A 20899-nucleotide genomic window follows, 5' to 3' on the forward strand; every position below is an offset into this window, starting at 1 on the left:
AGAACATCTCACGGCCACTGCGAGGTGCCGGAACACGACGGAGGCCGCCGGGATCACTCCCGGCGGCCTCCGTGTTCGCGTTCAGGCGAGCGTGCTCGACTACGAGGTGCGACGACGACGGGCGACGAACAGCCCGAGGCCGAGCGCGAGCAGCAGAACCGCCAGCACGACGTAGGGAGCGGAATCCGCACCCGTGGTCGCGAGACCGTTGCCGTTGCCGTTTCCGTTGCCGCCCGCTGCGGTGACGGTCAGAGAAGCGGTTGCCTCGGCGCCATCCGGCTGGATGACGGCGATGGTGTGCTTCCCCGCGGAGGTGTTCTTCGGAATGGTGACCGTGGCCGAGAACGTTCCGTCCTCATTCACCGTGACAGCCCCGACCTTCACCGGAGTGGATCGCAGTTCGATGACGAGTTCGGCCCCGGCATCGAAGCCCTCGCCCGATACCGTGACGGTGCCGCCTGCGGCGACGGTGACGTCACTCAGCGAGATCTCGCCGGAGGCAACCGGCGCATCGGCGAACACCATCGGAATGACGACCGACGTTCCCGTGCCGGCGACGGCGACGTCGAGCTGCTGCTCGCCGTAGACGCCCTCAGGCACCGTGAATGTCAGGCTCGACCGCCCCGCCTCGTCCGTCGTGTCGACGGCGACCGGATCGATCGCGCCCGAGGCCAGCTCAGTGTCACCCAGCGTGAGCGACACAGCGCCCGGCGCTGCTTCGCCACCGGTGAAGGCGAGCGACGACAGCGAGACCGTGACCTCGTCGCCGGGGCTGTAGCCATCGGCGTCCGCCGCGCTGACCGTGACGCCGACCGCGCGCTGAGCGAGATCCGGCGACGCGGTCTTGTTCGCCTCGAACCAGTCGACCATCGACTGCAGGTCGACCTTGCCGGTGTCGGCCTTGTTCTTGCCCTCGGCGAAGGTGAAGAAGTTGTCGCCACCGGCTGCCAGGAACGAGTTCGCCGCCACGGAGTATGTGGCCGCCGGGTCGATCGCCACGCCGTCGAGCGTGATCGAGGTGATCCGCGCACCCGCCGCAGCCGCAGGGTCGTAGGTGTACTCCAGCCCCTCGGATACGCCGAGCTTGAGGAACGGTCGCGCTGCTGCCGCCGGCTGCCACTGCTCCTCCAGCACCTGCTTCAACTGCGCACCGGTGAGGTCGAGCGTGACCAGCGTGTTGGCGAACGGCTGCACGGTCGCGGCCTCACGGAACGTGACGTTGCCCGCCGGGTCCGTGTCACCGGTCGCCGCGTGCTTCAGATTCGCCCGCAGACCGCCCGGGTTCATCAACGCGAGGTCAGCACCCGTCGACCACTTCTGCACGTCGGCGACGAAGTTGCCGAGAGTGGATTCCCCACCGCGGTTGTCGGTCTTGCCATCGCTCTGACGCGCACGGTTGAAATCGGCCGTGATGTCACCGACCTTGACGGCTCCGAGCACATCGGCTTCGGCCTTGGCCGCATCGACGATCGACTGCACCTCCGGCACGGCCGGGTACAGCGGTACCGAGACCTTGTCGACGAGCTTGGTGAGCGGCTTGATCTCGTTGGTGATGGAGATCAGCTCGTGCGACTTCGCGTCGACCTGGATGTTCATCAGGCCGAGGTTCTCGCCGTACTGCCCTGCCGAGACGACCGGGCGGCCCTCGATGACGTGGTTGTAGGCGAGGTGCGTGTGCGCGGAGACGATGGCGTCGACGTCCTGGTCGACCCCGTAGACGATCTCACCGAGCGGCGATTCCGGGGTGACGCTGGACAGTTCGACGCTCGCGGCGCCCTCGTGCACGAGCAGGATGATGACATCCGCCTCACCGTTCGACGGGTCGCCGTCGCGCAGGTCGTCGGCCACGGCGTTCACGGAGTCGACGATACTGCGCACCTCGAGATCCGCGATGCCGTCCGGCGAGACGAGCGAGCCGAGATCCTCGGTGACAGCACCGACGAAGCCGACCTTGACACCCTGCAGCTCCTTCACCCAGGCCGGGGCGAGCGCGGGCTCGCCGGTCTCGGTGACGAAGACGTTCGCCGAGATGTACTCCCAGTCGGCGCGGTCCTGCACCCGGCCTTCCAGATCGGCCCATCCCTGGTCGAACTCGTGGTTGCCCGCGGCGCTCACGTCGAGACCGGCCGCGTTGAGCGCGTCGATCGTGGGGTTGTCATCGTTGATGAACGACGTGAACGTGGAGGCGCCGATCAGGTCGCCGGCTGCAGCGAAGATCGTGTTCGGGTTGGCCTCGCGGAACTGCTTGACCGCACCGGCCATGACGGCGGCACCGGCCGCGGTGCCATCCGCCTCGATACGACCGTGGAAGTCGTTCATCGTGACGACGTCGATGCTCACGGGCGGGAGGTCGCTCGAGACGCCGACGACGATCGGGTCGTGGTCGCTGGAGCGGAACGGCGTTCCCGTCTCGGTGGCCGCGTACGCGAAGCCGCGGTCGCTCCACTCCGGCGAGTTGATGCCCCATACACCGGCACCCGTGATGGATGCCGACAGCTCAGGCGACGCGATGACGTGGTCGAGCGAGCCGAGCTCGCCGTCGAACGAGTACGTGTACTGGCCCGACGCCTTGTCGGCGACGAGGTCGCTCCAGCCCGCCGACGTGAACACGTCGATCGGGTCTTCCTTGCCGTAGGCGTTGAAGTCACCGATCAGCAGCAGGTCATCGCTGCCCGACGTCGACTTCAGCTCCTCGGTGAAGGCGAGCAGCGACTGCGCCTGCTCGACGCGGTCCGCGTTGAAGAATCCCTGCCCGTCGGCCGGCTCCGAGGTGCCGTCCTTCGGATCGGACTTCGACTTGAAATGGTTCGCGACGACCGTGACGACACGGCCGTCGATGTCGAACGCCTGGGCGATGGGCTCGCGGGCGTTGCCCCACACCGACTCATCGATGACGGTCGCGCTGTCGCCCTTCAGGGTGACCGCGTCCTTCTTGTAGATGATGGCGTTGGTGATGTAGTCGGTCGTCGCCGCGTCGCTGAGCGCCGCGGGGGTGGGAACGTACGCCCAGACCTCGCTGCCGGCCGCAGCGTTCAGGCCGGCGACCAGATCGGCGAGCGCCGAATCGATCGGCTTGCCGAGCTTGACCGAGTTCTCGATCTCCATGAGCGCGACGATCTCGGCATCCAGCCCGTTGATCGCCGAGACGATCTTGGACTTCTGGATGGCGAACTGCTCAGCGTTCGCTGCCCCGCGGGCATCCGGGTTCTCGGTCTTCAGCGTCGTGAAGTAGTTGTAGACGTTGAAGGACGCGACCTGTGCATCGCCGCCCACCTCCGGGGCGGATGCGGTACGCGGGTTCGTCGATGCGAAACCCACCTTCAGATCTGCCGGGGAGGCGTCGTCGATCGGCACCACCGGCTGCAGGCGCCAGTCGTCGAAGCCCCACTGGAGGACGTAGCCGTTGTCGCCGAATTCGACGGTGTCGCCGCTGCGGACGACCTCGTCCTTCGTGAAGTAGGGCTGCTCACCCGGGTGGTTCTTGTTGGTGACCTGCAGCGACCAGCCGTCATCGAGGAAGATGCGGTTCGCGCGGTTCTCCGCGGCGATCGCCGCCGCCTCGCCGCCCGGACGCGTCGTCTCGGTGCTCTTGACGTTCAGGTCGGCGCCGGCGTTCAGCCAGAGCGCGCCGAAGTTGTAGAGCTGGTGGCTGGAGGCCAGGCGGTAGGTGCCGGCCGGAGCCACGTACATGTTCTCGTACTGTTCGCGGTCTGCGCCGAGCACGGTGTCGGGCAGCGGCGTCGCGGCGGGCACGCCTGCGCCGGCGGTGACGACCTCGATGCCCTCGATCGCTGCCGGGCTGACCTGGGTCTGGCCGAAGTACTCGCTCACGGCACCGGTCACCGAGACGAGGTCGCCGATGTTGAGCGCAGGTGCGAGCGCGTTCAGGAACACGAAGATGCCGTCGGACGCGCCGGGCGTGGCATCCGTGGCACCGCCGGCGCCCTGCGTCTGGATGACGATGCCCTTGTAGCCGCCGGTGCGATAGTCGGCGGTGACGACGCCCTCGATCGTGACGGTCTGCCCGGTGAGCGGGGAGACGTCAGTAGTGCCCTGCACCTCGGCGATCGTGTGCGTCGCCGGGGTCGCGGCAAGCGGGGCGACCGGGGCGGCCTCTTGCGGCACGACCTCTTCGGCCACCTTCGCGTCGGGAGCCGGGGTGTCCTCGTCGGGGACCTCGGCATCCGGCGCGGGGGTCTCCGGAGCTGCCGTCTCGGCGGTCGCGTCCTCCGGGGCCGGGGTCGTCGGCGCCGAAGTCTCCGTCGTGGAGACGGCCGGCGCATCGACGGGCTGCTCGACCGCGAGCGCCGGGGCGGCGCTCATCGGGCCGATGACGAGAGCGACTGCCGTGGTCAGGGCGAAAGCGCCTGCACGCCCCCGCTTCCGGTTCACGGATGATTCGAGGCCCTTGCGGGCATCGTCGGGGACAAGCATCATTCGGGTGGTCTCCTCGACATTGCAGACGGAAACGGCGGCTCTCATGAAGCGCCGTCGCGATGCGCACCGGACTCCCAGCGCACACACATGTTAGGGAGCATACGGAGCAGCAGGGACATCCTCAACGGTGTTTGCCTATTCGTCACCTGGCGCTCACCCGATCGCACAAATCGTTCGGAGGAAGCACACAATTGGCCGCTCAGGTGCGCAAAACGGTGTGCGCGATTGCGCGGATCGTCAGGCGGATGCCGCGCCAGCGGCATCCTCGAAGTCCTCGACCTCGCGCTCCCAGGCGTCCTTGGCGAGCCGGTACCAGAGGTAGAAGGCGAAGCCGGCGAAGATCGCCCACTCGGCGGCATAGAAGATGTTCAGCCAGTTGACCGGAGAGCTCTCGTCGGGCGCCGGCGACGCGATGTCGACGAGTCCGTCCGGGGCCTCCGCGGCGGCGAGGTAGGGCCGGTAGACATCGAGCTGTTCGATGTCATGCCATCGACTGAGAAGCATCGCCGTCGACATCCGATTCATCTGGGACGGGTCGTCGCGCGGCGGCACGACCGCGCCCTCATCGGAGATGATGCGTCCGATGATCGCTGTTTCGGTGCCGGTGGCATCTGCGTTCAGTGCCTCGACGGCGGCATCGGCCGTCTCGCGGTCGGGAGCCCACCCCAGCGCGACGGCGATCGAGGTGCGCTCAGCCACCCGCAGCTGGCCGGTCACCCAGAAGCCCTCGACGTCGTCGTTGAAACGCTGAGACACGACGAGGAAGTCGTCGGAGACCCACGTCCCCTCCGTGGAAACCCGCTGACCGACCTGCGGCTCCGGCAGGTACTCGCCGACGGCCACGACGTCGGTGAGCGGCAGCACTTCCTCGGTCGCACCGGGTACCGGCGGGTCGCTGTCGATGGCTCGGCCCAACTGCCATTGCCCGAGCCAGGCGAACACCCCGGCGACGAGCAGGCACAGCACGAGCATCCCGATCCAACGACCGCGGAGCATCACCTCACGCAGGGTGGGCGGGAACAGCAATGGCGACGTCACGATGGAGTGCGCGACCCTCAGGCCTCGTACGGGGCGAGCACGACCTCGACCCGCTGGAACTCCTTGAGGTCGGAATAGCCCGTGGTCGCCATCGACTTGCGCAGCGCACCGATGAGGTTCGCCGTGCCGTCCGCGACGGGAGCCGGCCCGTACAGGACCTCCTCGAGCGTTCCGATGCCCTCGACGGCGACACGGTGGCCCCGCGGAAGCTTCGGGTGGTGCGCCTCGGGTCCCCAGTGGAATCCGCGCCCCGGTGCGTCGGTGGCTCGTGCGAGCGCAACGCCCAGCATGACGGCATCCGCGCCCATGGCGAGCGCCTTGACGATGTCGCCCGAGGTACCGACGCCGCCATCGGCGATCACGTGCACATAGCGTCCGCCGGACTCGTCGAGGTAGTCGCGGCGCGCGGCGGCGACATCGGAGACGGCAGTGGCCATCGGCGCGTGGATGCCGAGGGTGGCGCGCGTCGTCGAGGCCGCTCCCCCGCCGAAGCCGACGAGCACGCCAGCGGCACCGGTGCGCATGAGGTGCAGGGCCGCCGTGTAGGTGGCGGCGCCGCCGACGATGACGGGAACGTCGAGGTCGTAGATGAACTTCTTGAGGTTCAGCGGCTCGGCGACACTGGAGACGTGCTCGGCCGACACCGTGGTGCCGCGGATCACGAACAGGTCGACGCCGGCGGCGGCGACGGTGTCGTAGAACTCCTGGGTGCGCTGCGGGGTGAGCGATCCGGCGACCGTGACGCCGCCTTCGCGGATCTCGGCGAGACGGCGCGTGATGAGTTCGGGCTTGATGGGCTCGGAGTACAGCTCCTGCATCCGCACCGTCGCCTTCTCATCGCTGAGACCGGCGATCTCCGCGAGCAGCGGCTCCGGGTTCTCGTAGCGGGTCCACAGGCCCTCGAGATCGAGGACGCCGAGGCCGCCGAGCTGCCCGAGCATGATCGCCGTCTGCGGGCTCACCACGGAGTCCATCGGGGCGCCCAGCACCGGGATCTCGAAGCCGAAGGCGTCGATGGTCCATGCGGTCGAGACATCCTCGGGGTTGCGCGTGCGCCGTGACGGCACCACCGCGATGTCGTCGAACGTGTACGCACGACGCGCACGCTTTCCTCGGCCGAGCTCGATCTCCATGGTCACCCCTCCAGACTACCGGGCACCGGCCGCGGCATCGGCTTCCGGCTCAGCGCACCCGAGCAACGCGCTTCTCATCCCAGACCGGCACGTCCGATTCATAGACCTCGCCGTCGGAGCCGAAGACGAGGAATCGATCGAACGACCGCGCGAACCAGCGATCGTGGGTGACGGCGAGCACTGTTCCTTCGAACCGCGAGAGCGCGTCTTCGAGCGCCTCGGCGGATTCGATGTCGAGGTTGTCCGTCGGCTCGTCGAGCAGCAGCAGCGTGGACCCTGCGAGCTCGAGCAGCAGCACCTGGAACCTCGCCTGCTGACCACCGGAGAGCGACTCGAAGGTCTGCTGCGCCTGACGGACGAGACCGTAGCGGTCCAGCGCCGAGCTCGCGGCATCCCTCGGCATCCCGGCGCGCCGATCGTCGCCGCGGTGCAGGATCTCGAGCAGCGTGCGTCCGATGAATTCCGGATGCGCATGCGTCTGGGCGAACAGCCCAGGCACGACGCGGGCACCGAGCACGGCACGTCCGGTATGCGAGACCTCGCTCAACTGCTCACCGGTCGACGTGACGTGCCCCAGCGTCGAATCCGGGTCGCTGCCGCCGCGGGCGAGCAGTCGCAGGAAGTGCGATTTCCCCGAGCCGTTCGAGCCGAGCACACCGACTCGATCCCCGTACCAGACCTCGGCGTCGAAAGCCCTCATCAGACCAGCCAGCTCCAGGCCGGTGGCCACGACCGCGCGCTTGCCGGTTCGTGCCCCGCGCAGACGCATGTCGAACTCCTGAGCCGGCGGCCTCTCCTCGGGCGGGCCGGCTTCCTCGAACTTCCGCAGCCGGGTCTGAGCGGCCTGGTAGCGCGAGGCGAAACCGTCGTTCGCGGATGCCTTCACCTTGAGGTTCGCGACGAGGATCCGCAGTTTCTCATGCTGCTCGTCCCATCGCCGGCGCAACTCGTCGAGCCGGTCCATCCGGTCGATGCGCGCCTGGTGGTAGGTGGCGAAGCCGCCACCGTGCACCCAGGCGGTGGCACCCGCACCGCCCGGTTCGAGGGTGATCAGGCGATCGGCCGCCCTCGCCAGCAGCTCCCGGTCGTGCGAGACCAGGAGCACCGTCTTCGGCGTCTGACGCAGCTGTTCCTCGAGCCAGCGCTTGCCCGGTACGTCGAGATAATTGTCCGGCTCGTCGAGCAGCAGCACCTCGTCGGGTCCGCGCAGCAGCGCCTCCAGCGCGAGCCGCTTCTGCTCCCCGCCGGAGAGCGAGGTGAGTTCGCGGTACCGCGCCCGTTCGTACGGCACGCCGAGGGCGGAGACGGTGCACTGATCCCAGACGGTCTCGTGCTCGTAACCACCGGCATCCGCGTACTCGGAGATCGCCGAGGCGTACGCCATCTGCGTGTCGTGCTCATCGCGCTCGATGAGTGCGTTCTCGGCAGCCTCCAGCGCCTCAGCCGCCGCTCGGATCCGCCGGGGCGCGACCCGGACCAGGAGTTCCTGCACGGTCTGCCCCGGCTCGCCGTGTCCGACGAACTGGTCCATGACGCCGAGGCCGCCGTCGATCGTGACGACTCCCCCGTCGGGAGCCAGATCGCCACGCACGATCCGCAGCAGCGTCGTCTTGCCGGCGCCGTTCGGTCCGATGAGCGCGCTCGTCGAGCCGGCACCCACCCGGAACGTCACCTCATCGAGCAGTGGTCTGCCATCCGGCAGCGTCAGCGAAACGCTGGAAACATCGATATACCCCACGAGCGTGGCCGTCCTTCCGCCCGTGTACCGAGCCGACCAGGCTATCAGCTGCGAGCCGGACACGCGTCCGTTGCTCGTCTCGCCCCGAGCCGGGAGAAATCCCGAGGAGAGGGCGATCCTCGCGGGCTCGTCCTGTCCTCGGGATTTTTCCTGTCGTGCGGATGCTCAGACGAGCACTCCCGAGGTCGGAACCGGGTTCGCGAACAGGTCGAGCACCGGGCAGTGCGCGTCGACGACCTGGCGGAGGTTCTCGTACTGCTGCTCGGTGTCGGGACCGGTGATGGCGACCGCCACCCGGACATCGTGGAATCCGGCGCGCCCGGACTCGTCGATCCCGAAGAGCTTGCGCACATCGAGGTCGCCTTCCGCGGTGATCTCGATCTCGTCGATCGTGAGGCCGAGCGCCTGTGCGTAGAGGCGGAACACCACGACCTGGCACGAGACGAGGGCGCCGAGGGCGTACTCGACGGGGCTGGCCGCGAGGTCATCGCCCGCGAGGCCAGCGGGCTCGTCGACGAGGAAGCGGTGCTTGCCCGCACGGATCTCGGTCGCGACCGCACCGATGCCACGGCCGGTGACCTTGTAGGTGAGTCCAGCGGTGCCGGGATCAGCAGCGATGCGCTCGTTCCATGCCGTTCCGGCTTCGGTGAGCCGCGCGGCTCGCTCCTCGGGGGTGACGTCGATGATGGTTTCGATCTGTTCCTGGATGAGAGTCATGACGCGACCGTAAACGAGCGCGGCCCGTCTTCGACGGGGGCACTGTCACCGACCGTCATCGTGCGTTGCAGACCGTCATCCCACGTCGCGGGCCGTCATACGCTCGTCGTCTAGGACGCAGCGCGAGCAGCCCGTTTCTCCTGCTGAAAGACGCGGATGGCCTCGTAACGGTCGGCAGAACGCGCCTGGCGCTTGGCCGCTTCGTCTTCGCGATTCTTCGGCGGAGCGGAGGTGACGAGGCCGTCGAGGAGGCGACGGGTCGCCTGTGCGATCTCGGCGACGGCTCTGTCGAACGTCTCCTGATTGGCCCGCGAAGGGCTGGTGGTTCCGGCGATCTTGCGCACGAACTGCAAGGCCGCGTCATCGCACTCCTCGTCGGTCGCGGCGGGCTCCAGATTGTTCAGCGGGACGATGTTTCGGCACATACCGGCACGGTACGCCGAACCCCGGACACGCGAAAGGGGGCGGATGCCGCAGCATCCGCCCCCGTTCGTCGAGCCCTACTTCTTGTAGTTGGGCGCCTCGACGACGATCTGCACGTCGTGCGGGTGGGACTCCTTGAGTCCTGCCGCCGTGATGCGCACGAACTTGCCACGCTGCTTGAGCTCCTCGATCGTGCGAGCCCCGACGTAGAACATCGACTGCCGGAGTCCGCCGACGAGCTGGTACGCGACGGCGCCCAGCGGGCCACGGTACGGCACCTGCCCCTCGATGCCCTCGGGGATGAGCTTGTCGTCGTTGGGGACGTCGGCCTGGAAGTAACGGTCCTTCGAGTACGACGTCTGCTTGCCACGGGTCTGCATCGCACCGAGCGATCCCATGCCGCGGTACTGCTTGAACTGCTTGCCCGACTGGAAGACGATCTCGCCCGGCGACTCGTCGGTGCCGGCGAGAAGCGAGCCGAGCATCACCGCGTCAGCACCGGCGACGAGCGCCTTGGCGATGTCGCCGGAGTACTGCAGGCCTCCGTCGGCGATCACCGGGATGCCCGCTGGGCGCGCCGCGAGCGATGCCTCGTACACGGCGGTGACCTGCGGCACGCCGACGCCGGCCACGACGCGGGTGGTGCAGATCGATCCGGGGCCGACGCCGACCTTGACGGCATCCACACCCGCGTCGATCAGCGCCTGCGCGCCCTCACGGGTTGCGACATTGCCGCCGATGATGTCGATGTGGGCGAACGACTCGTCGGCCTTCAGCCGGCGGACGAGATCGATGACGCCCTGGGACTGCCCGTTCGCGGTGTCGACCACGAGCACGTCGACGCCGGCATCGCGCAGCGCCTCGGCGCGCTCCCACGCGTCGCCGAAGAAGCCGATCGCCGCTCCGACACGCAGTCGGCCCTGGTCGTCCTTGGTGGCGAGCGGGTACTTCTCGCTCTTGTCGAAGTCCTTGATGGTGATGAGTCCGGCGAGCTTGCCGTTCTCGTCGATGAGCGGCAGCTTCTCGACCCGGTGCTTCGCGAACAGCGCGATGACCTCGCCGGCGGCGACGCCGACCTTCGCGGTCACGAGGTTCTCCGAGGTCATCACGTCCTTCACGAACGTGGTCTGGCGCTCGAAGCCAGAGACGAAACGCATGTCGCGGTTCGTGATGATTCCGAGCAGACGCCCATCGGCGTCGACGACGGGGAGGCCGGAGATACGGTACTGCGCGCACAGGGCGTCGACCTCTTCGACGGTGGCGTCCGGGTTCGTTGTGATCGGGTCGGTGATCATGCCCGATTCGCTGCGCTTGACCCGGTCGACCTGCGACGCCTGGTCGGCGATCGAGAGGTTGCGGTGCAGGATGCCGATGCCGCCTTCACGGGCCATCGCGATCGCCATGCGCGCCTCGGTGACGGTGTCCATCGCGCTGGAGAGCAGCGGTGTGGCGACCGAGATGCGGCGGGTGACCCGCGAGGAAGTGTCCGCCTCGCTGGGGATGACGTCGGTGTGCCCCGGCAGGAGCAGCACGTCGTCATAGGTCAATCCGACGAAGCCGAAGGGGTCGGGCTGGTCCATGGAAGCTCCTCCTGCGCGCGTGGCGCGAATCCGAGTACGTGTACGGGGCGGTCGACGTCGGCCGGTGCGGGCCGAAACCCCTATGCAGATTCTAAGCGAGACACGCCCGAGAACATTCCCTGAGCGGCGTCACGAGCCCTCGCCCGGCCCCGGAGGTAGGAGATTCGCGAATCGCGCACTACGCTCAAGTGCGTCGTCCATCGATGCGGCGCATACCCGATGCCGCAGAGACAGCACTCACAGTGGAGGTTGCGTGGGACCCACAACGATCGCCGTCCGGCGAACGCGAACCATATTGGTCGCGTTCCTCGGAATTCTGATCGCGCTGAGCGCGATCTTGATGCAGCCACCGGCACCCGCATCAGCCGACACCACCGATGACGGCCAGGAGATCACCGACTTCTACTTCGCCGGGGTGATCACCTTCGACGACGAACCTGTCGAAGGCGTCGCCATGACGATCGAAGGCAACGGTTTCAAGGGCGAGACCGAGACTGACGCCGAAGGCAAATGGCGTCTGTACGTGCCGGAGAAAGAGGAGTACACGCTCAGCCTCGATGAGTCGACACTTCCCGACGGCGTGATCGTCGAGGGCGACTCGGCCTCGCAGAAGGTCGAGTTCGGCCTCACCGGCACGAAGATCGTGAACCTGTTCCTCGGCGAGGGGGTGCGCGAGACGACGTCGTTCATCGACCAGCTGCTGTCGCGTCTCGTCGGCGGGCTGAACTTCGGTCTTCTTCTCGCGCTGGCCTCCATGGGCGCGGCGCTCATCTACGGCACCACGCGGTTGTCGAACTTCGCCCACGCGGAGATGGTCACCTGGGGCGGCCTGGTGGCGCTGCTGTTCACCTCGTTCTGGCACCTTCCGCTCTGGCTCGGACTCATCGCCGCGGTCATCGGCGGCGGGCTGTTCGGCTGGGCGCTGGATGCCGGAATCTGGCGCCCGCTGCGCCATCGCGGCCTCGGCGTCGTTCAGCTCATGATCGTGAGCATCGGCCTGTCTCTCGCCCTGCGCTACGCATTCCAGTTCGTCATCGGCGGCGGCACCATGCAGCTGCCGGGCGCGAGCCCCACCCCCATCCAGTTCGGACCGGTCTCGCTGTCCTACATCGACCTCGTCTCGATGGGCCTGAGCATCGTCGTCATCCTCTTCGTCGCCTACTTCCTCACCCGCACGCGGGTCGGAAAGGCGACCAGGGCCATCTCGGACAACCCCCAGCTCGCGGCGGCGTCCGGCATCGACGTCGATCGGGTCATCCGCACCGTCTGGATCCTCGCGGGTGTGCTCGCCGCGATCTCCGGTGTGCTCTGGGCCTATTTCCGCCCCGGTGTGAAGTGGGACATGGGCATGCAGATGCTGCTCCTGATCTTCGCTGCGATCACTCTCGGCGGCCTCGGCACTGCCTTCGGCGCCCTCCTCGGATCTCTGATCGTCGGGATGGCCGTTGAGGTCTCGACGCTCTGGATCCCCTCCGACTTGAAATACGCGAGCGCTCTGGTGGTGCTCATCCTCATCCTCTTGGTGAGACCGCAAGGGCTGCTCGGACGCAGGGAAAGGCTGGGCTGACGCATGGACTTCGGAAGCATCTTCGGCAATACAGCCGCGTACCTGTTCAGCCCTGTCACGATCGCCTACGCACTGGCCGCGACCGGCCTCGCCGTGCACTTCGGATACGCAGGTCTGCTCAACTTCGGCATGGCGGCGTTCATGGCGGTCGGCGGCTACGGCTACGCGATCTCCGTTCTCTCGTTCGGGCTCCCCTGGTGGTTCGGCATGATCATCGGGCTGCTGGGCGGTGCGCTCTTCGCCGTCCTCCTCGGCATCCCCACGCTGCGTCTGAGAGCCGACTATCTCGCCATCGCGACGATCGCCGCCGGTGAGATCGTCCGTCTTCTGTTCACCACCCAGGTGTTCGACGAATGGACGAACTCGGCCGACGGCCTGGCCGGGTACCACTCGGGTTTCCGTGACGCGAACCCGTTCCCGCCCGGGACATACGGATTCGGCCCGTGGACGTACAACGAGGGTGATCTGTGGAACCGCGTGTTCGGCCTGATCCTGCTCGGCGTCGCCGTCCTGCTGGTCTGGATGCTGATGCGCAGCCCGTGGGGCCGCGTACTCAAGGGCATCCGCGAAGACGAGGACGCCGTCCGCTCGCTGGGAAAGAACGTCTTCGCCTACAAGATGCAGGCGCTCGTCGTCGGCGGCATGATCGGAGCGGCCGGAGGCATCGTGTTCGCCCTCCCCTCGGCGGTCGTCCCCAGCAGCTACACCACGTCGCTCACCTTCTTCCTGTGGACGATCCTGCTGCTCGGCGGCGCGGCCACCGTCTTCGGTCCGACCCTCGGCGCGGTGCTCTTCTGGCTCGTCTTCGCGTTCCTCGGCAACCTGCTGCCCGACATGGCTGCGGCGGGGCTGCTGCCGATGTCCGACAGCCAGGCGGGCACGATCCGCTTCGTGCTGGTCGGTGTCGCCCTCATGCTGCTGGTGATCTTCCGCCCGCAGGGCATCCTCGGAGACAAGAGGGAGATGACCTTTGTCAAGTGACCAGACCCCGGCCGCACCGTCGACCGGAAGCATCCGTCGCCCCAAGGCGACCGGCCTCGCCAAGGGGCCAGCCGCACCCGGCGTCGCCAAGGTCGACCCGATTCTGATCGCCGACGGCATCCAGCGCCGCTTCGGCGGCCTCACGGCGGTGGACGTCGACCACGTCGAGATCCCCCGCGGCGCGATCACCGCACTGATCGGGCCCAACGGCGCCGGCAAGACGACGCTGTTCAACCTGCTCTGCGGCTTCGACAAGCCCAACACAGGAACGTGGTCGTTCGACGGCAAGAATCTCGCCGGCATCCCCTCGTTCAAGGTCGCGCGAATGGGACAGGTACGCACCTTCCAGCTGACCAAGTCGCTGTCGCTGCTGACCGTGCTGGAGAACATGAAGCTCGGCGCCCCGCACCAGCGCGGCGAGGGCTTCTGGACGAGTCTGCTGCCGTTCATCTGGCGCAAGCAGGACACCGAGATCGAAGCCAAGGCGCGCGACCTGCTCGCCCGCTTCAAGCTCGACGCCAAGGAGAAGGACTTCGCCGCGTCGCTCTCCGGTGGGCAGCGCAAGCTCCTCGAGATGGCCCGGGCGCTGATGAGCGACCCGAATCTCGTCATGCTCGACGAGCCGATGGCCGGCGTCAACCCGGCCCTCACCCAGTCGCTGCTCGAGCACATCCTCGATCTCAAGGAGCAGGGCATGACCGTGCTCTTCGTCGAGCACGACATGCACATGGTCCGCCACATCGCCGACTGGGTCGTCGTGATGGCAGAGGGACGCGTCGTGGCTGAAGGGCCACCCGACGAGGTCATGGAAGATCCTGCCGTCGTCGATGCGTATCTCGGCGCTCACCAGGATCTCGATCTGGGCGCGGTCACGGGCAGGATCCCCGTCATCGAATCCGCGGCGGCCGAACGTCTGCGCCGCGAGATCGAGGCCGAGGCGCAGGCCGAGCTGGCCGGCGAGCAGCCATCGGCTCATGGCCCGGCCGAAGCGACCGCGGCCGAGCCGACCCGACCGACTGCGACCGATGAGGAGAAGGCATGAGCGACGACATCGTCGTGGAGATGAAGGATGTCCACGCCGGGTACCTCCCCGGTGTCAACATCCTCAACGGGGCGAACCTCGTCGCCCGCAAGGGCGAGCTGATCGGCATCATCGGACCGAACGGGGCCGGCAAGTCGACCCTGCTCAAGGCGATGTTCGGACTCGTGAACGTGCGCTCCGGTGAGGTCACCTTGAACGGCGAGAGCATCGTCGGGCTGAAGGCCGACAAGCTCGTCAAGCGCGGTGTGGCGTTCGTTCCGCAGACGAACAACGTCTTCCCGTCGCTCACGATCGAGGAGAACCTGCAGATGGGGTTGTACCAGAACCCCAAGATCTACGCGGAGCGGCTGGAGTTCGTCTCCAGCATCTTCGCGGAGCTGGGTACGCGCCTCAAGCAACGCGCCGGATCGCTGTCGGGCGGCGAGCGTCAGATGGTGGCGATGTCGCGCGCACTGATGATGGATCCGTCCGTCCTGCTGCTGGACGAGCCCTCGGCAGGACTCTCGCCGGTGCGGCAGGATGATGCGTTCATCCGCGTCTCCGACATCAACAAGGCGGGCGTCACGACCATCATGGTCGAGCAGAACGCGCGACGCTGCCTGCAGATCTGTGATCGCGGCTACGTGCTCGATCAGGGCAAGGACGCCTACGAGGGCACCGGTCGCGAGCTGCTGAACGACCCGAAGGTCATCGGCCTCTACCTGGGTACCCTGGGCACCGACGCGGCCTGAGACGTCTCACAGAAGGGGGTGGATGCCACGGCATCCACCCCCTTCTGCATGTCCGTTCCCATCCGCGCTCTCGGCACGAGGAAGGCCCCGGATGCCAGCATCCGGGGCCTTCACACTGCGGTTCGATCAGTTGATCCGCGAGTAGGTGTTGTCTGCGCCGTACTCGAAGACGCCGATCGCGGCACCCTTCGGGTCGCCGTTCTCGTCGAACGTGACGTCACCGGAGTAGCCGTCGTAGTCGGCCGTGCCGCCTCCGTTGATGATCTCGGCGCACTCGGCGAAGCTGGTGCACTTCTCGCCATCGCCGGAGCCACCGGAGACTTCCTGCATCTTGGCTGCGATGTCGACGCCCTCGGTCGAGCCCGCCGCGAGCGAAGCCAGCGCGAGCAGGATCACTGCGTCGTACGCCTCGGCCGCGTAGGTCTCGTCCTCGATCTCGGGGTTGCCCTCACCGGTCCACAGTTCCTGAAGACGATCAGTGAAGTCGTCTTCCAGGGCGGGTCCGGGCTTGGTGCCCTTGGCGCCCTCGAGCTTCACGGCGGGAAGGTCCGTCGCGTAGCTGTTGGAGAGGTTGCCGTCGACGAGGTAGAAGCTCTTCGGGTCAGCGCCCGCGTTCACGAGCAGCGGAGCGATCGTCTTGAACTCGTCGTACGAGACGACGGCGATCGCGTCGGGCTTGGCCGCCATGATCGTCGACACCTGAGCGTCGAACTGCGCGTCGCCGATGTTGAACGCAGCCTCGGCCACGATCTCGCCGCCGGTGCCTTCGAACGTCGAGGAGATCGCGTCGAAGAGTCCGGTGCCGTAGGCGTTGTTCTGGTAGATGATGCCCAGCGTCTTGTGGCCGTCTTCGGCGATCAGGTTTCCGAGCACCTCACCCTGCAGCAGGTCGCTGGGGGCGGTGCGGAAGTAGAGACCGTTGTCGTCCCACGCGGTGAAGTCCGGAGAAGTGTTGGACGGCGAGATCGTGATGATCCCGGAGCTGATGTTGCCGTCCAGGATCAGCTTGGAAACGGCCGACGACGCGGCGCCGACGACAGCGGCGACGCCTTCGCTCTGCAGCTGCGCGATCGACGTCTCGTATGCCTTGGTGTCGGTGTCGCCCTCGTCCGCAGCGGTCAGGTCGATGGTGACCCCGGCCTTGGCGTCGTTGACCTCTGCGACCGCCAGCTGGGAGCCTGCCTGCATCGGCGGGCCGAGGAAGGACAGGGCGCCGGTCTGCGGCAGCAGCGAGCCGAGCTTCAGCGTCAGGTCTGCCGCTGGCTTGTTCCCGCCCTCGTCGGACGGCTTGTCGGTCGTCGGGCTGCTGCAGCCGGCGATAACGATTGCGGATGCGCTGAGCAGCGCGATCCCCGCGAAGACCTTCGCTGTGCGCGAGCCCTTCAGTGCGTTCATGATGCTCCCTTGCGTGTCTGAACGTGGAGTATGACCACGATCGAGTGCTCTAACCCTAGAGCGTGATCACAGCGAGATGGAGACGCAAGTGTTTCGGTGCGTTAACGATCCGGGACTCCGTGTCTACCTCGATGCGCCTCGGATTCAGATGAGCTCGGCGGGGTCCGTCCGTCGGCCACGACGCGCGGCGAGCAGCAGGTCGACGACGAAGACCGCGATCGCGACCCACACGATGATGAATCCGGCCCACCGCTCAGGCGGCATCGGCTCGTGCAGGAACGCGACACCGATCACGAACTGCATGATCGGAGTGATGAACTGGATCATCCCGATCACGGTCAGGTTGACCCGGCGGGTACCCGCCGCGAACATCAGCAGCGGCACCGCGGTGACGACTCCCGCGAAGGCGAGCAGCAGGGCGTGCCATCCGCCGTTCGTGCCCATCGTGATTCCGGAGGTCTGCGCGACGACGATGAGCTGAACGACGGCGATGGGGATGAGCCAGAACGATTCCAGGGTCAGGCCGCTGACGGCGTCCACCGCCGGACCGATCTTCTTCTTGATGAGTCCGTAGACGCCGAACGACGCGGTGAGCGAAAGCGCGATCCACGGGAATTCCCCGTACCCGATGACGATCACGGCGACCGCCGCAGCGGCGATGCCGATCGCGGCCCACTGCAGGCGTCTGATGCGCTCGTGCAGCACGAAGACGCCGAGCAGCACGGTGGTGATCGGGTTGATGAAGTACCCGAGGCTCGTCTCGACGATGCGATCGCTGAGGGTTCCGATGAGGAACACCTGCCAGTTGACGTAGATGAGCAGACCGGCGAGCGCCGTCCAGCCCAGCAGCTTCGGCTGCCGGACGATCGCGCGGAACGCACCCCAGCCCCGGGTGATCGTCAGCAGCACCAGACAGAACACGAAGGAGAGCAGCACGCGCCAGGCGACGACCTCCCAAGCTCCGGTGGGCGCCAGCAGCAGGAAGTAGAGGGGCAGCACGCCCCACAGCAGGTAGGCCCCGCCCGCGTACATGGCCCCGGAGGCGCGGCTCTCACGGGTGGACGGGTCTGGACTCACTGCACAACCCTATGCCCGGCAGACGACCCGGAGGCCGACGGGGACGCAGAAGGGCCCGGATGCGGATGCATCCGGGCCCTTCGAGAACTGCGCTGGCTCAGCGAACGACGACCGCGAGGACGTCACGGGCGGAGAGCACGAGGTACTCGTCCACGCCGAACTTCACCTCGGTGCCGCCGTACTTGCTGTAGAGCACGCGGTCGCCGACGGCGACATCGATCGGAACACGGTTGCCGTTGTCGTCGATGCGGCCGGGGCCAACGGCCACGACCTCGCCCTCCTGGGGCTTCTCCTTGGCAGTGTCGGGGATGACCAGGCCACTCGCGGTGGTCTGCTCGGCCTCGACCTGCTGGATGACGATGCGGTCCTCGAGCGGCTTGATGGAAACCGACACGGTCTACCTCTTCTTTCCTTGACGCTGACACGAAAGACTTGTTCGCACTCTCAACCCGAGAGTGCTAATCCCAGTGTATGCGGTCCATTGGCACTCATGCAATGCGAGTGCCAGCCCTCGGTCCTGCCGATCGTCGAGAGAGCGGACCGAGACGAAACGCTCGGCCGCATAGGCTGGCGTGGTGGAGATGTCCGAGCTGCGCACCCTGCTCACCGCCGAAGGTCTGTCGCTTCTCGACGGCACCGAGCCGCTCGAGTCGCTGTCCGACGTCACCCGCACGGTCTCACGGATGCGCGCAGCTGGCCACTCCCCTGAGCTCGTCACCGCCGTGGTCGGACAGGTGAGTCTGCGGGCTCGGGCGAAGTCGAAATTCGGCGACTTCGCCGATCGGATGCTGTTCACCCGCGCTGGACTCGAACAGGCGACCCGCCTCGGCGTGGCCGCCAGGCACGCCCAGCGCATGCGCGGTGCCGGCATCACGAGCGTCGCAGACCTGGGATGCGGCATCGGCGGCGACGCCCTCGCCTTCGCCGGCGCGGGACTCCGTGTGCACGCCGTCGATGCCGACGAGGTCACATCCGCGATCGCGGCGTACAACCTCGCCCCCTTCGCCGGCGATGTGAGCGTGCAGCACGGCACCGCCGAATCGGCCGACCTCAGCGGGGTGGACGCCGTCTGGATGGACCCGGCACGACGCACTTCGGGCCACAGCGAGACGCGACGCGTCACGGCATCCGATTACTCCCCCTCGCTGGACTGGGCATTCGAACTGGCATCGCGCGTTCCGACCGGGATCAAGCTCGGCCCAGGACACGACCGTGACGCCCTGCCGGCGGATGCCGAAGCGCAATGGGTCAGCGTCGACGGCAGCGTCGTGGAGCTGGTGCTGTGGACGGGCGTGCTCGCCCGGAACGAGGTACGCAGGGCGGCGCTGGTGATCCGTGGCGACCACTCGTATGAACTCACCGCCGGTGCGGATGCCGAGGACGCCCCGGTCCGGGAACTCGGCGCGTACCTGCACGAACCCGACGGCGCGGTGATCCGTGCGCGTCTCATCGGCGACGTGGCGCGGAGTCTGGAAGCCGGCATGCTCGACGAGCACATCGCCTACCTCACGTCGGATGCTGCTCTGACGAGCCCGTTCGTGCAGTCGTTCCGCGTGCGCGAGACGATGCCGGCAAACCCGAAAGCGATCAACGCCGTGCTCAAGGCGAACAGCATCGGCACGCTGGAGATCAAGAAGCGGGGCATGGACATCGACCCTGCCGCCTTCCGGAAGAAGCTGACGTTGCGCGGGGACGAGTCGGCGACGCTGGTCCTCACTCGGATCGGCAGTCGGCGTATCGCGATCCTCGCCGATCGAGTGCACGCGGAATAGCGCGCCCCGAGGAGGTCACCCCTGCGGAACGTCGGTGCCGACCTCGATCGGGTCGCCGTGCTCGCCGCCCACCTCGACCCGGTCGCCCGGCTTGACGGTGAACAGTTCGCCCGCATCAGCGGTGATCGTGAGGTACGGGGTCTGCCATTTCGTGAAGAGCACGTCGAAGGTCCAGCTCTTCGAGATACCTCTCGCCGCGTCCACATCGGCGATCGTCAGCGAGAGACCATCCTCCAGTGCCTGCGCCGACGGAAGGCAGGCCTCCGCGCTGGACGATTCGCGGTCCACGATCAGACAGCGCTCGTCGTTCTCGGCGCGATGCGCCAGCCACACCGGTCGACCCTCGAAGCTCCCGGCCTCGTTGAGCATCGACACGTCGTAGCCTTGCGCGATGAGCTCCTCGACGCGCGGGTGCCGACTTTCATCGAACTGATCGAGCCAGCTTCCCGAGTTCGTCCAGCGCTGGATCGCGACCATCGGCTCGTCGTCAACGGAGTACAGCAGCGTCGCACCGACACCCGTGCTCTCATATGCCCCGGTTTCCGGGTCAGGGTCGGATTCCTCGAGCGTCAGGTACACGTTTGCGCCGTGCGCCGCGACGTCGGCCACCGGACGGCAGTCGAGCCCCGAGAGCTCCCCGACGTCGAGCACGATGCACGCGAAATCGCCGTCGTTCCTGCTGGCGTACCAGACGAGTGCTTCCTCGTCCCGCGCGATCGCGCGTACTGACCCCTCGTCGTAGTTGCCTTTGTCATAAAGCTCGACCCGGCGCTGCACCTCGTCGTCGGTCAGCGCGATCACCTCCGGGCGCTGCCCAAAGATCGCCCACCCGGCTGCGAGGCCGAGGAGGAGAAGCGCCGCGGCGACGGCGGCCAGCTGGCGCCAGAACCGACGCAGCGTGCCGCGGCTCGAAGAGTCCTCTGGCGCCACCTCGGTCGTTGAGCCATCCGCCCCATCCCCGGTCGTTGAGCGAGCGAAGCGAGTCGAAACGCGCTGATCCGCTGTCGACGCCGGTGCAGGCGTTTCGTCTCGTCGCTGCGCTCCTCGCTCAACGACCGACGAAGAAGCCCGGTCCATGAGGGTCGCTTCCCCGACCGTTGAGCGAGCGGAGCGAGACGAAACGCCCTGATCCGCACTCGACGCCGGCATTCGCTGGAGCTCGAGCTGCCGCATCCGCTCGGCATCCGCGTCGGAGAGGCCGCCTTCGCGCCCGTATGCCCGCGCCTGCAACGCGCGGAGTTCCACGAGTTCGTCGGCGCTGAGCATCC

General features: G+C 67.3%; 16 protein-coding genes. 5 read left to right on the forward strand and 11 right to left on the reverse strand.

The features are described 5' to 3' along the window. Positions 1-99 precede the first annotated feature (99 nt). The 7 genes from MRBLWO13_RS19005 to guaB form a co-directional block, all read right to left on the reverse strand. The gene (locus MRBLWO13_RS19005) at positions 100-4437 is read right to left on the reverse strand and encodes an ExeM/NucH family extracellular endonuclease (RefSeq protein ID WP_341975659.1); all 4338 of its coding nucleotides are present in this window, start codon (positions 4435-4437) and stop codon (positions 100-102) included. Positions 4438-4674: 237 nt separating this feature from the next. After that, on the reverse strand, positions 4675-5433 hold the full coding sequence (locus MRBLWO13_RS19010) for an SURF1 family cytochrome oxidase biogenesis protein (RefSeq protein ID WP_341978503.1): 759 nt from the start codon (positions 5431-5433) through the stop codon (positions 4675-4677). A gap of 59 nt (positions 5434-5492) precedes the next feature. Then, on the reverse strand, positions 5493-6608 hold the full coding sequence (locus MRBLWO13_RS19015) for a GuaB3 family IMP dehydrogenase-related protein (protein ID WP_341978505.1): 1116 nt from the start codon (positions 6606-6608) through the stop codon (positions 5493-5495). A gap of 49 nt (positions 6609-6657) precedes the next feature. After that, a complete protein-coding gene (locus MRBLWO13_RS19020; RefSeq protein ID WP_341975660.1) occupies positions 6658-8346 on the reverse strand; it encodes an ATP-binding cassette domain-containing protein in 1689 nt (562 codons plus the stop codon). A gap of 165 nt (positions 8347-8511) precedes the next feature. Further along, positions 8512-9063 (reverse strand): OsmC family protein, encoded by a 552-nt coding sequence (locus MRBLWO13_RS19025; RefSeq protein WP_341975661.1) that lies wholly within the window; start codon positions 9061-9063, stop codon positions 8512-8514. Positions 9064-9173: 110 nt separating this feature from the next. Further along, complete coding sequence (locus MRBLWO13_RS19030) at positions 9174-9488, reverse strand: DUF2277 domain-containing protein (RefSeq protein ID WP_341975662.1); 315 nt, start codon at positions 9486-9488, stop codon at positions 9174-9176. Positions 9489-9563: 75 nt separating this feature from the next. Then, a complete protein-coding gene (gene guaB / locus MRBLWO13_RS19035; RefSeq protein WP_341975663.1) occupies positions 9564-11066 on the reverse strand; it encodes an IMP dehydrogenase in 1503 nt (500 codons plus the stop codon). 340 nt (positions 11067-11406) lie between these two features. On the opposite strand from guaB, the gene MRBLWO13_RS19040 reads away from it, so the two are divergent. Genes MRBLWO13_RS19040 through MRBLWO13_RS19055 form a run of 4 tightly spaced genes read left to right on the forward strand, consistent with a single transcriptional unit; the run spans position 11407 to position 15387 of the window. After that, positions 11407-12633: a branched-chain amino acid ABC transporter permease gene (locus MRBLWO13_RS19040; protein ID WP_341978507.1), complete on the forward strand. Its 1227-nt coding sequence runs from the start codon at positions 11407-11409 to the stop codon at positions 12631-12633. A gap of 3 nt (positions 12634-12636) precedes the next feature. Further along, a complete protein-coding gene (locus MRBLWO13_RS19045; RefSeq protein WP_341975664.1) occupies positions 12637-13614 on the forward strand; it encodes a branched-chain amino acid ABC transporter permease in 978 nt (325 codons plus the stop codon). Between the two features lie 31 nt (positions 13615-13645). Then, the gene (locus MRBLWO13_RS19050; RefSeq protein ID WP_341978509.1) at positions 13646-14656 is read left to right on the forward strand and encodes an ATP-binding cassette domain-containing protein; all 1011 of its coding nucleotides are present in this window, start codon (positions 13646-13648) and stop codon (positions 14654-14656) included. Next, positions 14653-15387, forward strand: coding sequence for an ABC transporter ATP-binding protein (locus MRBLWO13_RS19055; protein WP_341975665.1), 735 nt, complete (start codon positions 14653-14655; stop codon positions 15385-15387). The genes MRBLWO13_RS19050 and MRBLWO13_RS19055 overlap by 4 nt, the downstream gene beginning before the upstream one ends. A gap of 126 nt (positions 15388-15513) precedes the next feature. Here MRBLWO13_RS19055 and MRBLWO13_RS19060 read toward each other — a convergent pair whose 3' ends face one another. The 3 genes from MRBLWO13_RS19060 to groES all read right to left on the reverse strand — a co-directional run bounded on the left by MRBLWO13_RS19060 (position 15514) and on the right by groES (position 18253). Continuing rightward, positions 15514-16782, reverse strand: a complete 1269-nt coding sequence (locus tag MRBLWO13_RS19060) for an ABC transporter substrate-binding protein (protein ID WP_341975666.1) — start codon at positions 16780-16782, stop codon at positions 15514-15516. A 144-nt stretch (positions 16783-16926) separates the two neighbouring features. Then, positions 16927-17859, reverse strand: a complete 933-nt coding sequence (rarD, locus tag MRBLWO13_RS19065) for an EamA family transporter RarD (protein WP_341975667.1) — start codon at positions 17857-17859, stop codon at positions 16927-16929. Between the two features lie 97 nt (positions 17860-17956). Further along, the gene (groES, locus tag MRBLWO13_RS19070; RefSeq protein ID WP_341975669.1) at positions 17957-18253 is read right to left on the reverse strand and encodes a co-chaperone GroES; all 297 of its coding nucleotides are present in this window, start codon (positions 18251-18253) and stop codon (positions 17957-17959) included. A gap of 181 nt (positions 18254-18434) precedes the next feature. On the opposite strand from groES, the gene MRBLWO13_RS19075 reads away from it, so the two are divergent. Then, positions 18435-19631, forward strand: coding sequence for a class I SAM-dependent methyltransferase (locus MRBLWO13_RS19075; RefSeq protein WP_341975670.1), 1197 nt, complete (start codon positions 18435-18437; stop codon positions 19629-19631). 15 nt (positions 19632-19646) lie between these two features. Here the strand turns inward: MRBLWO13_RS19075 and MRBLWO13_RS19080 are convergent, their stop codons facing one another. Next, positions 19647-20897 (reverse strand): hypothetical protein, encoded by a 1251-nt coding sequence (locus MRBLWO13_RS19080; RefSeq protein WP_341975671.1) that lies wholly within the window; start codon positions 20895-20897, stop codon positions 19647-19649. Between the last annotated feature and the right edge of the window lie 2 nt (positions 20898-20899).

Origin of the sequence: Microbacterium sp. LWO13-1.2, assembly GCF_038397725.1 — a bacterium.
Classification (GTDB): domain Bacteria; phylum Actinomycetota; class Actinomycetes; order Actinomycetales; family Microbacteriaceae; genus Microbacterium.